The organism is Streptomyces globosus (assembly GCF_003325375.1).
Classification (GTDB): domain Bacteria; phylum Actinomycetota; class Actinomycetes; order Streptomycetales; family Streptomycetaceae; genus Streptomyces; species Streptomyces globosus_A.
In genome coordinates this window covers 3419566-3432694 of sequence record NZ_CP030862.1, presented here as the reverse complement: position 1 = coordinate 3432694, position 13129 = coordinate 3419566, and the positions used below count along the sequence as shown (strand labels likewise).

The window sequence follows — 13129 nt, the reverse complement described above, 5'->3', positions numbered from 1 at the left end:
CAGAGGCCGGTTGCGATCCAGGAAGAGCCATGCGGAGGAGCATGTGCGCGGCAGGCGAGGGCTGAGGGTGACGGGGTCAGGCCGCCCGGGCGGCGGTGCGGGCGAGCGGGGTGAGGGCGGCGTACTCGAGGGGGGCGGAGGGGTCGATCGAGACGTCGAGCGGGGCCGGTTCGGCCCCGGAGCGGACCAGCAGGTCGCCGACGGCGGCGATCATCGCGCCGTTGTCGGTGCACAGCGTCATCGGGGGGACGCGCAGTTCGACGCCGGCCGAGGCGCACCGCCGCTCGGCCAGGGCGCGCACCCGGGAGTTCGCGGCGACGCCGCCGACGACGATCAGCGTGCGGACGCCGTGCGCCGCGCAGGCGGCCAGGGCCTTGCGGGTGAGCACGTCGGCGACGGCCTCCTGGAGGGCGGCCGCCCCGTCGGCGACGGGGACCTGCGCGCCGCGGGCCCGGTGGTCCTCGACCCAGCGGGCGGCGGCCGTCTTCAGCCCGGAGAACGAGAAGGCGTACGGGTCGTCGCCGGGGCGGGTCAGCGGCCGCGGGAAGGCAACGGCCCGCGGATCGCCGTCCCGGGCGGCCCGGTCGATGGCGGGGCCGCCCGGGTAGGGGAGGCCGAGGATGCGGGCGACCTTGTCGAAGCACTCGCCGGCCGCGTCGTCGAGGGTGTCGCCGAGGTGCAGGATCGGTTCGCGTACGAGGTCGCGTACGAGGAGCAGCGAGGTGTGGCCGCCCGAGACGATCAGCACGACGGACGGGCGGGGCAGCGGCCCGTGGTCGAGGGTGTCGGCGGCGACGTGCCCGGCCAGGTGGTGGACGCCGTACAGGGGGACGCCGGCCGCGTACGCCAGGGTCTTGGCTCCGGCGAGGCCGACCTGGAGGGCGCCGGACAGGCCGGGGCCGGTGGTGACGGCCACGGCGTCGATCTGCCCGAGGCGCAGTCCGGCCCGGTCGAGGGCCTCGCGCACGACCGGGTTGAAGGCCTGGAGGTGGGCGCGCGCGGCGATCTCGGGTACGACACCGCCGAACCGCGCGTGCTCGTCCATGCTGGACGCGACGACGTGCGCCAGCAGCCTGCCGTCCTGGACGATGCCCGCGCCGGTCTCGTCGCACGACGACTCGATCCCCAGTACCACCGGTCCGCCCACCACGGGTCCCTTTCTGCAGGTCTATCGCAGGTGCAATATATGTGCATCAGGGGCGGGGGGCCGAACGCATGACGCTCTCCGATGCCGCGTACCTGGCCATGGGGGTCGGCGCGCTCGGCGCGGCCGTGCTGCCGCGGCTCGTCTTCCGGCGGCCGCTGTCCATGCCGATGGTGTTCCTGGCCGCCGGCGTGCTGGTGGGACTGCTGCCGCTGCCCGTGCCCGCGGTGGATCCCGTCCGGGACCGGCTGTGGGTGGAGCACGCGGCCGAGCTGTGCGTCATCGTCTCCCTCATGGGCGCGGGCCTCGCCCTGAACCGGCCGGTCGGGCTGCGGCGCTGGGCCGGGCCGTGGCGGCTCGTCGGGATCGCCCTGCCGCTGACCGTCGCGGGAGTCTGTGCGGTCGCCGTCCCCCTGCTCCAGTGGCCGCTCGCCCCGGCGCTGCTCCTGGCCGCCGTCCTCGCTCCGACGGATCCGGTGCTGGCCGCGGAGGTGCGCGTCGGGGAGCCGACCGACGAGGCGGACGACGAGGACGAGGTGCGGTTCTCGCTGACCGGGGAGGCCGGCCTGAACGACGGGCTGGCCTTCCCCTTCGTCCTCGCGGCCCTGGCCGCGGCCGCCGCGGGCGGCGGGGGCGGGTGGATCGGGCGGTGGGTCGTCGTCGACGTGCTCGTGATGACCGCCGTCGGCGTCGCGGTCGGCGTGGTGGCGGGGCGGCTGCTGGGGATGATGTTCTTCCGGGCGCGGCCGTCGGCACTGCGGCTCTCCGAGCACATGGAGGGCTTCGTCGCGCTCGGTGCCACCTTCGTGGCGTACGGGGCGGCCGAGCTGCTGCACGGCTACGGCTTCCTCGCCGTCTTCGTCACCGCCTGCACGATCCGGGCCGCCGAGCGCAGCCACGGCTACCACAAGGTATTGCACGAGTTCACCGAGCAGATCGAGCGGCTGCTGACCGTCTTCCTGCTGTTCCTCCTCGGCGGCTACCTGGCGGTCTCGGGCCTGCCCCACCTGACCTGGCAGGGGGCCCTCGTCGCCGTGCTGCTCGTCCTGGCCGTCCGGCCCCTCGCCGGGTGGGCGAGCCTGTGGGGGCACAGGGCCGGGCCGCGGGAGCGCCTCACGGTGTCGTTCTTCGGCATCCGCGGCATCGGCTCGCTGTTCTACCTCGCCTACGCTCTGGGGCAGACCACGCGCTTCGACGCGCTGGCTCCGCAGCTGTGGTCCGTGGTCGCCTTCACCGTGCTGCTGTCCGTCCTCCTGCACGGTGCGGCCGCCACGCCCGCCATCCGCCGCCTGGACCGGCTCCGCCGGGACTCCCAGGCTCCCCCGTGACGGCGGCGGCCGGCGTACGAGGAAAAAGATCCGGAGGAGATGTCGAGAAGCCGCTTCCGGCTCCGTCCCCGGTACGAACGCGACCAGCACGGGCCGCACGAGCACCCAGGAGAACACGATGGCCAAGTACCTGCTGCTGAAGCACTACCGAGGCGCCCCCGCCGCCGTCAACGACGTGCCGATGGACCAGTGGACACCGGAGGAGGTCTCGGCGCACATCCGGTACATGAACGACTTCGCGGCGCGGCTGGAGAAGACCGGCGAGTTCGTCGACGGCCAGGCCCTCGCCCCCGAGGGGGCCTGGGTCCGCTACGACGGCGAGGGCCGGCCCCCCGTCACCGACGGGCCGTTCGCCGAGACCAAGGACCTCATCGCCGGCTGGATGATCATCGACGTCGACGGCTACGACCGCGCCGTCGAGCTGGCCGGCGAGCTGTCGGCCGCCCCCGGGGCGGGCGGCCGGCCGATCCACGAGTGGCTGGAGGTCCGCCCCTTCCTGACCGCGAAGCCCCCGGTCGCGGAGTGACCGCTCCCATGGACGAGGCCCTGCTGCGGAGCCTCACCCCGGGCGTGCTCACGGCCCTCGTCCGCCGCGGAGCCGACTTCGCGGCGGCCGAGGACGCCGTACAGGACGCGCTGGTCGAGGCGCTGCGGGTCTGGCCCGCCGATCCCCCGAGGGACGCGAAGGGCTGGCTGGTCACCGTAGCCTGGCGCAAGTTCCTCGACGCGGCCCGCTCGGACGCCGCCCGCCGCCGGCGCGAGGACCGCGCCGGCGGGGAGCCGGCGCCCGGGCCGGCGCCGGCGGCGGACGACACCCTGCGGCTGTACTTCCTGTGCGCGCACCCCGCGCTGACGCCGTCGTCGGCCGCCGCGCTCACGCTGCGCGCCGTCGGCGGGCTGACCACCCGCCAGATCGCCCGCGCGTACCTGGTGCCCGAGGCGACCATGGCGCAGCGGATCAGCCGGGCCAAGCGCACCGTCTCCGGGGTGCGCTTCGACCGGCCCGGTGACGTCGCCACCGTGCTGCGCGTCCTCTACCTCGTCTTCAACGAGGGCTACTCCGGGGACGTCGACCTCGCGGCCGAGGCCATCCGGCTCACCCGGCAGCTCGCGGCCCGCACCGACCACCCGGAGGTGGCCGGCCTGCTCGCCCTCATGCTGCTCCACCACGCCCGGCGCGCGGCCCGGACCGCCTCCGACGGCAGCCTGGTGCCGCTCGCCGAGCAGGACCGCGGCCGGTGGGACACCTCGCTGATCGCCGAGGGCATCGGGATCCTCCAGGCGGCCCTCGCCCGGGACCGGCTCGGCGAGTACCAGGCACAGGCCGCCATTGCGGCGCTCCACGCCGATGCGCGCACCGCCGCGGAGACCGACTGGGTGCAGATCGTGGAGTGGTACGACGAGTTGGCCCGGCTGACCGGCAGCCCCGTCGTCCTGCTCAACCGGGCGGTCGCCGTCGGAGAGGCGGACGGGCCCCGCGCCGGCCTGGCCGCCCTCGCCGCGGTGGACGGCTCGCTCCCCCGCCACACGGCGGTGGCGGCGTACCTGCACGAACGCGACGGCGACCTGGCGGGCGCAGCCCGCCTGTACGCGGAGGCGGCCCACAAGGCGCCCAGCCTGGCCGAGCGCGACCACCTGACCCGCCAGGCCGCCCGCCTCAACACCCGCCTGCGCGGCGCCGGGGGCCGGCCGGACGGACCCTAGTGCTGTGGCCGGGTCACAGCACTAGTGGTACGCGAGGCGGTGGAAGCGCTGGTCCGGGATGCCGGGGCGGTACCCCAGGCTCGCCAGTTCCCGGGCGGCGGCCGCGGCCTCCTCCGTGCTGCCGGCGGTGTCGAGGAGTTCCCGGTACGCGTCGAGGGCCGCCGCGAGCAGTTCCAGGCGCTCCGGTTCGAGTGCGTGTATGCGCCGGGCCGCGTCCAGGGACTCGGCCCGCAGGGCGAGCGCGATGCGGGTGTCGTGGGCGAACTCCTGGCGGCTGTAGTCGTACAGCGCGATCGACAGCCGGGGCAGGTACGCGAGCGGGGTGACCCGGGCGAGGAGCCGGTAGGCCGCGACCTGCTGACGGATCGGCAGGGTCCCCGACCCCAGGAGGGCCACCCGGGCTCGCAGCACTGCGTCGTGGTTGGTGTTCGCCGTGTGATTCATGACCGTGATTCTGAAAGCCGCACAGGGGCCCGAACAAGGGCATACGACTGTGCCTTCCGTCCTACGAAAACCGTCTCTGACCTGTCATGATGGAACCGTCTTCACCCCTGCTCGCCGAGGTCGGGAGCGACAAGAGCGGGCGCACTGCGGTGCACAGGCCGGGAACGCCGGAGAGACGCCGCGGCTCCTGACCGGTGCGCGGCCCCCCGGCCGCTCAGGACCCGCCGCCGGAGTCGGCGGCGGTCCCGGCGAATCCGGGATACGGGAGGAAGGCCTGCACGGGCCTATCCGCTCGCCGGTGTTTCGATGGTGGAGACGACGCGTACGAGCGCCGGTGTGGCCGGAGCCGAGCCGAAGCCGAAGCGCACCGGGGGCAGGACCGGGCGCAGCGGCCCGAGGTCCGCGCCGTCGAGGGCCGCGCCGGCGCCGGTGATGCGGCGCAGGTCGCAGGCCGCGTACCACTGGCGGTGGCCGGGGCGCGCACTGCCCCGGGTGCGGACGCCGGGCAGCAGGCGGGCGGGCCCGGCGGCCAGCGCGGCCCAGGCGGGGCGGCGGGCGAGCGGCCGGGGGACGGCTCGCAGCGCGAGGCCGAGCGGGCCGCGTCGGCCGACGGAGAACCACAGGTCCAGGGGGCCGGCGGCGACCTCCCAGCGGGCGCCGTCCACGCGCACCCCGACGGGTGCGGTGCGGACCTCGTCGAAGCGGTAGACGCCCGCGATGCACGCGGCGGTGGGGGCGGTGGGAGCGAGCAGGGTGCGCCGCCCGCCGGCGTCCTCCAGCATCACGTCGCTGAACGGCCCGAAGGGCGAGTCGGGCCAGTGGCCGAGGACGACGCGCGTGCCGGACGCCGTCCCGAGGGCGGCGATCCATCCGTCGAACACCAGCCGTTCGCGTCCCACCTCCGGCGGGTACCCCGGCGGGCCCGGCCCATGCGGCGGAGGACGCGGTCGGCCTGGCCGGTCTGACTACGGCGCGGTCGGCGGGTCTGCCGCCATGAGGGCGAACGAGTGGCCTGCGGGGTCGCTGAGGAGGCGGACCGGCCGGAAGCCGTCCTCCGTGCCGGTGGCCAGCGGGCGGGCCCCCAGGGAGACCGCCTCCCGCTCGGCCTCGTCGAGGTCGGCCGCCGCGACCCGGATACGCAGGTGCGCCTGGAGCGAGCCCTCCGGCCGGGGCCAGCTCGGCGGGGCGAATCCGAGGTCGCGGCGGCACGCCACCGTGACGCCGTCCGGGCCCGCCACCTCCACCTCGTCGGGGCCGGGGCCGGGCCGGACCTCGCCGCCCAGCAGGTCGGCGTAGAACCGCGCCAGGCCCTCGGGTTCGGCGCAGTCCAGGGCGAGTACGGGTGTCTTCTGCACGGTCATGGCCCGCGTGTGCCCGCGGTGCGCGGATACACACGCGGGTGTGCGGACGGTCCGCTGAGGGGATCGCGTGACGCCAGGTCAGCGGGGCTGCGGCGGCGACCCGTTGTCAGTGGTCGAAGGTAGTTTCGAGGGAGTTCGAAGGGCCGTCCTCCCGAAGGAGCGTTCATGACCGACAACCGTGTGCAGCCCCGGCTCCGGGTGGTGCTGACCGACCTCAACGCGCAGGTGGTCCAGGCGTGGCGGGCGGCGTTCGCCGACACCCCGGAGATCGAGATCCGCCGGGGGTCGATCCTCGACGAGGACGTCGACGCATGGGTCACCCCGACCAACTCCCGCGGCCGGATGGACGGCGGCGTCGACGCCGTCATCAAGCGCCACCTCGGCGCCGGGATACAGCTGCGTGTGCAGCGTGCCATCCGGGACGGGTTCGCGGGCAGCCTGCCCGTCGGCAGTGCGGTCTGCGTGCCGTCGGGGGCGCAGACGCCGCGGTTCCTGATCTCCACACCCACGATGGAGCAGTCCTCGCAGGACGTCGGCCACACCCTGAACGTGGCCCTCGCCTGCGCGGCCGCCTTCCAGGCGGTCCACCGGCAGAACCGGGTCAGCCCGGGCAGCATCCGGTCGGTGGCGCTCGTCGGGATGGGTGCGCAGACGGGCCGGGTCCCAGCGCAGGTGTGCGCCAACCTGATGTGGACCGGCTACACGCTCTTCAACGACCACTGCTTCGACTCCTACGACGACCTGCGGAGCACGGTCACAGGACAGCTCGCCGACATCGACAGCGCCCCCGCCACGACGCGGGTGCGGATCGCGCCGCCGGCGCGGCCTGGATTTCGCCGCTGACACCGACACCCCCGCCGTTTCCCCGTCCGGTACGAACCCCGGGAGCCCCTCCCCCATGAGTGACGACGCCAACGCACCGGCCCCGGCCGACCCGCACGACCCGAGCGACCCGCTGGGCCTCACCGAGCTGTTCACGGGCGGCGGTGAGCCGTGGCTTCCGCTGCTGAAGCCCGTCATCGAGGCGCAGCCCGAGGCCGCGTCGTACATCGGGAAGGGCCGCAGCCAGGACATCGTGCCCGTCCGCGAACTGACCTTCCAGGCGCTCAAGCCGCATCCGCCGCACAAGTGGAAGGTGGTCGTCTTCGGACAGAACCCGTACCCGCGGCCGGAGAGCGCCACCGGCATCGCCATGTTCGACAACACCTTCCACGACTGGAAGGACAGCCAGTTCGGCAGGGTCGTCAGCATCCGCTGCATCATCAAGGCGGCGGCGATGTGGAAGTACGGGATCGCGAAGAAGACGCCGATCGCCGACGTACGGGCGCTCCTGAGGGAGAAGGACACCGTGCAGCCGCCGGAGTGGTTCCAGGCGATGCTGACGCAGGGCGTGCTGCTGCTGAACGCGTCGCTGACCGCCGGCAGCGGCGGGGCGACGCCGACCGGCCGGCACACCGCGTTCTGGCGTCCGGTCGCCGAGCGGATCGTCGAGGAGATCCTGAAGGCCAAGCAGGAAGCCGCCGAGGAGGACCGCGGCGTCGTGTTCGCGTGGTGGGGCGCCCATGCGCGGGCGCTGAAGCGGGTCGTGATGCGGCTGCAGAAGAAGTACCCGGGGGTGGACGTCCGGCACATCGACCACCCCAACCCGGCGGCGCAGGGCGACGTCTTCTGCGAGGGCGACCACTTCGCCGTGGTGAACGAGGCGCTGGCGTCGCTGGGCGCGGAGCCGGTCGACTGGCTGCCGAGCAAGGGGTGGAACGAGGGCGCGCCGGGCGGCGGGCCGGACGACGGCACCGCCGCGCGGATGGGGGCGTTCATCGCCTCCACGATGGAGCTGCACCAGCTGTACCTGGAGCGGCTGGCGAGCGTCAAGGACGAGGGGCTCGTCCTCCCGCCGGTCACGGGCGTGTTCGACACGCCGCTCATGGAGTTCCAGGACGCCGTCGGCCCCCTCGCCTCCCTGCTGCCGAACCTCGACCGGCACGTGAAGCAGTCGTACGAGTTCGGCAAGCGGCGGGCCGACGAGGCGGCCGACGGGCTGGGCGCCGACGCGATAGCCGCCCTGTACCTGTACACCTGCCCGTCGGCGTTCTACCGCGAGATCAACGCCGCGCTGCGCTCCCCCGACCGTGCCAGGGTGGCGCCGTACCTGCCGTACCTGCGGCTGCTGTTCTCGGCGGTGTCCGGGCTGCCGGCCCGTACGGAGCCGCTGTGGCGGGGCGTCCCGCTGGACCTGCGCGGGCAGTACCCGCCGGGCCGGACGGTGACCTGGTGGGGCGTTTCGTCGTGCACGTCGGAGCCCGGCGTGGCGCGGGCGTTCCTCGGCAGCCGCGGCAGGCGCACGCTGTTCGAGGTGACACCGGCCCGGGCGGTGGGCATCCGCAGCTTCTCGGCGTTCACCGGAGAGGAGGAGTACATCCTCGCCCCGGGCACCCAGCTGAAGGTGACGTCCGTCAGGACGGAACGCGGCGGCCTGTGCACGGTGAGACTGACGGAGCTGGACGAGCAGAGCCTCGTCTCCTGACCGGCCTGCCCGGTCAGGCCGGCAGGTGCGGGGCGGCCGTCAGCAGCACGTGCCGCTCGTCCGCCGTCAGCCCGCCCCGCACCCCGTGGGGGATGCGCGCGGCGAGGGCGTGCCGGCGGCACGGGATGCGGACGGGGCAGCCGCCGCAGACGGCCTTCGCCGCCTCCTCGCGGGCCCGCGCGGCCGTGGCCGGCTCGTGGGCGACCCGGGCGAAGACGCCGCCCTCCGCGCCCCGGCACGCCCCGTCCAGCGGCCGGTCGCGCCGCTGCTCGAACGATCCGGACACGGGCAGGGATGCGATCTCGGCCACGGGGCGGCTCCTTCCGGTGGAGGGCGGCCGCGACGGCCGCCCGGTGGTGCGCGTATCACCGGATCCTCGGCATCCATGCACGGCCGCACCTGCGAATTACGGCGTGATCCTGGGCTTTTCCCATCCCCTGGAGGGTGGGGTAGCCTCCGGGTCGGTACGGGCCCGCGCCCTGACCGCGCCCGGCCGGCGGCGGCCGCCGCGCAGGCGGGACGCGAAGGATTCGACAGCCGGCCACCGGCCCGGCGTTCTACGGAGGCGACGTTCTGATGGCTGGCACGACACCGCCCGACGAGGGTGCGGAACGGCCCCGGGGATCCGGCGCCGGGCCCGCCCAGGTGGGCGAGCCCGAGCTGCGGCTGCTGCTCGCGGGGCTCACCGCCGTACGCGACGGCGACTTCGGCATCCGCCTGCCCGCCGAGGCGGACGGCCTCCTCGGCGAGATCTCCACGGTCTTCAACGGCATGGTGGACCAGCTCTCCCTCTTCACCTCCGAAGTGACGCGCGTCGCACGCGAGGTCGGCACCGAGGGCCGGCTCGGCGGGCAGGCGCAGGTGCCGGGCGTGTCGGGCACGTGGGAGGACCTCACCGACTCCGTCAACGCGATGGCCGGCAACCTCACCACGCAGGTCCGCGACATCGCGCAGGTCGCGACGGCCGTCGCGAAGGGCGACCTCTCCCAGAAGATCACCGTCGACGCGCGCGGCGAGATCCTGGAGCTGAAGGACACCGTCAACACGATGGTGGACCAGCTCGGTTCGTTCGCCGGCGAGGTGACGCGCGTCGCCCGCGAGGTCGGCACCGAGGGCATCCTCGGCGGCCAGGCCGACGTCCAGGGCGTCTCGGGCACCTGGCGTGACCTGACCGACTCGGTGAACTTCATGGCCGGCAACCTGACCAGCCAGGTCAGGGCCATCGCCCAGGTGGCGACGGCCGTCGCCGAGGGCGACCTGTCCCAGAAGATCACCGTGGCGGCGCGCGGCGAGATCCTGGAGCTGAAGGACACCATCAACACGATGGTGGACCAGCTGTCGGCGTTCGCCGACGAGGTGACGCGCGTCGCACGCGAGGTCGGCACCGCCGGGAACCTGGGCGGCCAGGCCACCGTCCGCGGCGTGTCGGGGACATGGAAGGACCTCACGGACAACGTCAACGTGATGGCCTCCAACCTGACGGGGCAGGTCCGCTCGATCGCGCAGGTGGCGACGGCGGTCGCCAAGGGCGACCTGTCGCAGAAGATCACCGTGGAGGCCAAGGGCGAGGTGGCGGCCCTCGCCGGCGTGATCAACACGATGGTCGACACCCTGTCCGCGTTCGCCGACGAGGTGACGCGCGTCGCGCGCGAGGTCGGCACGGAGGGGATCCTCGGGGGCCAGGCCCGGGTGCCGAACGTGGCGGGGACCTGGAAGGACCTCACCGACAACGTCAACTTCATGGCGCACAACCTGACCAGCCAGGTCCGCAACATCGCCCAGGTCACGACGGCCGTCGCGAACGGCGACCTCACCCGCAAGATCGACGTCGACGCGCGGGGGGAGATCCTGGAGCTCAAGACCACCATCAACACGATGGTGGACCAGCTCAGCTCGTTCGCCGCCGAGGTGACGCGTGTCGCGCGCGAGGTCGGCAGCGAGGGCCGGCTCGGCGGGCAGGCCGAGGTGGCGGACGTCTCCGGCACGTGGAAGCGGCTCACCGAGAACGTGAACGAGCTGGCCGGGAACCTGACCCGGCAGGTCCGCGCCATCGCCGAGGTGACGAGCGCCGTCGCGGCCGGCGACCTGACCCGCTCCATCACCGTCGACGCCTCGGGTGAGGTCGCCGACCTCAAGGACAACATCAACTTCATGGTGGAGTCCCTGCGCGAGACCACCCGCGCCAACGAGGAGCAGGACTGGCTGAAGACCAACCTGGCCCGCGTCTCCGCCCTGCTCCAGGGGCAGCGCGACCTGAAGCTCGTCGCCGAGTCGGTCATGGACGAGCTGACACCGCTGGTGTCGGCGCAGTGCGGCGCCTTCTACCTGGCGGAGGAGGACCGGGAGGGCACGGTCCTCCAGCTCGTCGGCTCGTACGCCTTCCCCGACGGCTCCCGGCCGACGCGGTTCCGCCTCGGCGAGTCCTTCGTCGGGCAGGCCGCCCGCAGCAAGCGCCCGATCGCGGTCGACGCCCTCCCGGCGGGCTACCTCGCCGTGTCCTCGGGGCTCGGGCAGACGGAGGCGCTGTCGCTGATCGTGCTGCCGATCGTGGTCGAGGGGCAGGTGCTCGGCGTGATCGAGCTCGCCTCGGTGCGGCCGTTCACGCAGGTCCACCGCGACTTCCTGGAGCAGCTGATGGAGGCGATCGGGGTGAACGTCAACACGATCATCGCGAACGCCCGGACCGACGAGCTCCTCGGCGAGTCCCAGCGGCTCACCGCCGAACTGCAGGCCCGCTCGCAGGAGCTCCAGGCCCGGCAGGAGGAACTCCAGGCTTCCAACGCCGAGTTGGAGGAGAAGGCCGAGCTGCTCGCGGCGCAGAACCGCGACATCGAGACGAAGAACCTGGAGATCGAGCAGGCCCGCCAGGAGCTGGAGGAGCGGGCGCACCAGCTGTCGCTGGCCTCCACGTACAAGTCGGAGTTCCTGGCGAACATGAGCCACGAGCTGCGCACCCCGCTGAACAGCCTGCTGATCCTGGCGCAGCTGCTGGCCCAGAACCCGACGCGGAACCTGACAGCCAAGCAGGTGGAGTACGCCGGCATCATCCACTCGGCGGGATCCGACCTGCTCCAGCTGATCAACGACATCCTCGACCTGTCCAAGGTGGAGGCGGGGAAGATGGACCTCACCCCCGAGACGGTCTCCCTCACCAGGCTGCTCGACTACGTCGAGGCGACCTTCCGGCCGATGACCGGGCAGAAGAGCCTGTCGTTCACCGTGCACACCTCCGCCGAAGTGCCGTCCGAGCTGGTCACCGACGACTACCGGCTCCGCCAGATCCTGCGCAACCTGCTGTCGAACGCGGTCAAGTTCACCGAGCAGGGCAGTGTCGGGCTGCACATCGAGCCGGCCGACGAGGCGCGCATCCCGGAGATCGTGCGCCGCGGCGGCGGCCCCGTCCTCGCGTTCCGCGTGACGGACACCGGCATCGGCATCGCCCCCCAGCACCTGGAGACCGTCTTCGGCGCCTTCCAGCAGGCCGACGGGACGACGAGCCGCAAGTACGGCGGGACGGGCCTCGGGCTGTCCATCAGCCGCGAGATCGCCTACCTCCTCGGCGGGGCCATCACCGCCGAGAGCACCCTGGGCAGGGGCAGCACCTTCACCCTCTACCTGCCGGTCGCACCGCCCGACTTCGCTGTGGCCGCCGCGACGGACGCGGAGGCGCTCCGGGAGCTGGAGGGCGGCCCGGAGCAGGACGCCCCGGAGGCGGGCCGGGCCGCGGCCGACCCGGCCGCCGCGCCGGCGCCGCTGCAGCCGCGGCGCCTCCTCGTGGTCGAGGCGCGCCCCAAGGGGCTGCTGTCGCTGGTCGCGGAGAACGCCGTCGGGGACCTGCCGCACCAGGCGGACGCGGCGGGCCGCCGGGAGGTGGAGATCATCACCACGGTCGGCGCGCAGGAGGCCGCGGCCACCCTGGCCACCAGCCCCTGCCACTGCGTCGTCCTCGAACTGGACCTGCCCGACGGGGCGGCCGTCGGCCTGCTGGAGGAGATGGAGCGGGACCCGGCCCTGCAGGGGGTCCCGGTGCTGGCCCACAGCAGCCGGGGCACCGCCGCGCACGACGCCCGGCTGCTGCGCGAGCGGGACGGCTCCGGCCTGTTGGAGCTGATCACGGGGCTGGACGAGCTGCGCGAGCGCATCGCCCTGCACATGGGCGCGGACCGGCCCGGCGACGTCCTGCCGCTCGCCCACCGTACGGACGCCGGCTCGCCCTGGGACCCCGAGGTCGACCCCTCGCTGGCCGGCCGCACCGCGCTCGTCGTCGACGACGACGACCGCAACCTGTACGCGATCACGGGGATCCTGGAACTGCACGGCATGCGGGTGCTCCAGGCGGAGAACGGCCGGGCCGCGCTCGACGCGCTCGCCACGCACCCGGGCATCGACGTCATCCTGATGGACGTGATGATGCCGGAGATGGACGGGTACACCGCCACCTCGGCGATCCGTGCCATGCCCGAGCACAGCGGGCTGCCCATCATCGCCGTGACCGCCAAGGCCATGATCGGCGACCGGGAGAAGAGCCTCGCCTCGGGCGCCAGCGACTACGTCACCAAGCCGGTCGACGCCGGCGAACTGATCAGCCGGATCAAGCGGCACCTGGCCTCCTGACGCCGGGCCG

At 73.7% G+C, this 13129-nt stretch carries 11 protein-coding genes; 6 read left to right on the top strand and 5 right to left on the bottom strand.

The genetic code is table 11. From position 1 onward, the window contains the following. Nucleotides 1-76: 76 nt before the first annotated feature. On the bottom strand, nt 77-1147 hold the full coding sequence (gene tsaD / locus C0216_RS14920) for a tRNA (adenosine(37)-N6)-threonylcarbamoyltransferase complex transferase subunit TsaD (RefSeq protein ID WP_246042547.1): 1071 nt from the start codon (nt 1145-1147) through the stop codon (nt 77-79). A 68-nt stretch (nt 1148-1215) separates the two neighbouring features. Here tsaD and C0216_RS14915 point away from each other — a divergent pair, with 68 nt between their 5' ends. The 3 genes from C0216_RS14915 to C0216_RS14905 all read left to right on the top strand — a co-directional run bounded on the left by C0216_RS14915 (nt 1216) and on the right by C0216_RS14905 (nt 4176). Then, nucleotides 1216-2472 carry a cation:proton antiporter gene (locus C0216_RS14915; RefSeq protein ID WP_114055764.1) on the top strand — a complete coding sequence of 419 codons (1257 nt, stop codon included), beginning with the start codon at nt 1216-1218 and terminating at the stop codon, nt 2470-2472. Between the two features lie 118 nt (nt 2473-2590). Beyond that, on the top strand, nt 2591-2998 hold the full coding sequence (locus C0216_RS14910) for a YciI family protein (protein WP_114055763.1): 408 nt from the start codon (nt 2591-2593) through the stop codon (nt 2996-2998). Between the two features lie 8 nt (nt 2999-3006). Continuing rightward, nucleotides 3007-4176, top strand: a complete 1170-nt coding sequence (locus C0216_RS14905; protein ID WP_114055762.1) for an RNA polymerase sigma factor — start codon at nt 3007-3009, stop codon at nt 4174-4176. 21 nt (nt 4177-4197) lie between these two features. Here C0216_RS14905 and C0216_RS14900 read toward each other — a convergent pair whose 3' ends face one another. From C0216_RS14900 to C0216_RS14890, 3 genes are all read right to left on the bottom strand, one after another. Continuing rightward, nucleotides 4198-4620 carry a hypothetical protein gene (locus C0216_RS14900; protein WP_114055761.1) on the bottom strand — a complete coding sequence of 141 codons (423 nt, stop codon included), beginning with the start codon at nt 4618-4620 and terminating at the stop codon, nt 4198-4200. 284 nt (nt 4621-4904) lie between these two features. Then, a complete protein-coding gene (locus C0216_RS14895; protein ID WP_114055760.1) occupies nt 4905-5519 on the bottom strand; it encodes a hypothetical protein in 615 nt (204 codons plus the stop codon). A 66-nt stretch (nt 5520-5585) separates the two neighbouring features. Beyond that, nucleotides 5586-5981 (bottom strand): VOC family protein, encoded by a 396-nt coding sequence (locus C0216_RS14890; RefSeq protein WP_114055759.1) that lies wholly within the window; start codon nt 5979-5981, stop codon nt 5586-5588. A gap of 165 nt (nt 5982-6146) precedes the next feature. Here C0216_RS14890 and C0216_RS14885 point away from each other — a divergent pair, with 165 nt between their 5' ends. Next, a complete protein-coding gene (locus C0216_RS14885; RefSeq protein WP_114055758.1) occupies nt 6147-6824 on the top strand; it encodes a macro domain-containing protein in 678 nt (225 codons plus the stop codon). A gap of 55 nt (nt 6825-6879) precedes the next feature. Then, entirely contained in the window at nt 6880-8505 is a 1626-nt protein-coding gene (locus tag C0216_RS14880) for an ADP-ribosyltransferase domain-containing protein (protein ID WP_114055757.1), read from the top strand. Between the two features lie 13 nt (nt 8506-8518). On the opposite strand, the gene C0216_RS14875 is transcribed toward C0216_RS14880, so the two are convergent. Further along, on the bottom strand, nt 8519-8815 hold the full coding sequence (locus tag C0216_RS14875) for a WhiB family transcriptional regulator (protein WP_114055756.1): 297 nt from the start codon (nt 8813-8815) through the stop codon (nt 8519-8521). A 266-nt stretch (nt 8816-9081) separates the two neighbouring features. On the opposite strand from C0216_RS14875, the gene C0216_RS14870 reads away from it, so the two are divergent. After that, the gene (locus tag C0216_RS14870) at nt 9082-13119 is read left to right on the top strand and encodes a HAMP domain-containing protein (RefSeq protein WP_114055755.1); all 4038 of its coding nucleotides are present in this window, start codon (nt 9082-9084) and stop codon (nt 13117-13119) included. Nucleotides 13120-13129: the final 10 nt, after the last annotated feature.

Excerpts from the sequence above, each read along its gene's own strand:
- C0216_RS14915 (WP_114055764.1), top strand. The coding sequence starts at position 1,216 with ATGACGCTCTCCGATGCCGCGTACCTGGCCATGGGGGTCGGCGCGCTC.
- C0216_RS14910 (WP_114055763.1), top strand. The coding sequence starts at position 2,591 with ATGGCCAAGTACCTGCTGCTGAAGCACTACCGAGGCGCCCCCGCCGCC.
- C0216_RS14905 (WP_114055762.1), top strand. The coding sequence starts at position 3,007 with ATGGACGAGGCCCTGCTGCGGAGCCTCACCCCGGGCGTGCTCACGGCC.
- C0216_RS14900 (WP_114055761.1), bottom strand. The coding sequence starts at position 4,620 with ATGAATCACACGGCGAACACCAACCACGACGCAGTGCTGCGAGCCCGG.
- C0216_RS14890 (WP_114055759.1), bottom strand. The coding sequence starts at position 5,981 with ATGACCGTGCAGAAGACACCCGTACTCGCCCTGGACTGCGCCGAACCC.
- C0216_RS14885 (WP_114055758.1), top strand. The coding sequence starts at position 6,147 with ATGACCGACAACCGTGTGCAGCCCCGGCTCCGGGTGGTGCTGACCGAC.
- C0216_RS14880 (WP_114055757.1), top strand. The coding sequence starts at position 6,880 with ATGAGTGACGACGCCAACGCACCGGCCCCGGCCGACCCGCACGACCCG.
- C0216_RS14870 (WP_114055755.1), top strand. The coding sequence starts at position 9,082 with ATGGCTGGCACGACACCGCCCGACGAGGGTGCGGAACGGCCCCGGGGA.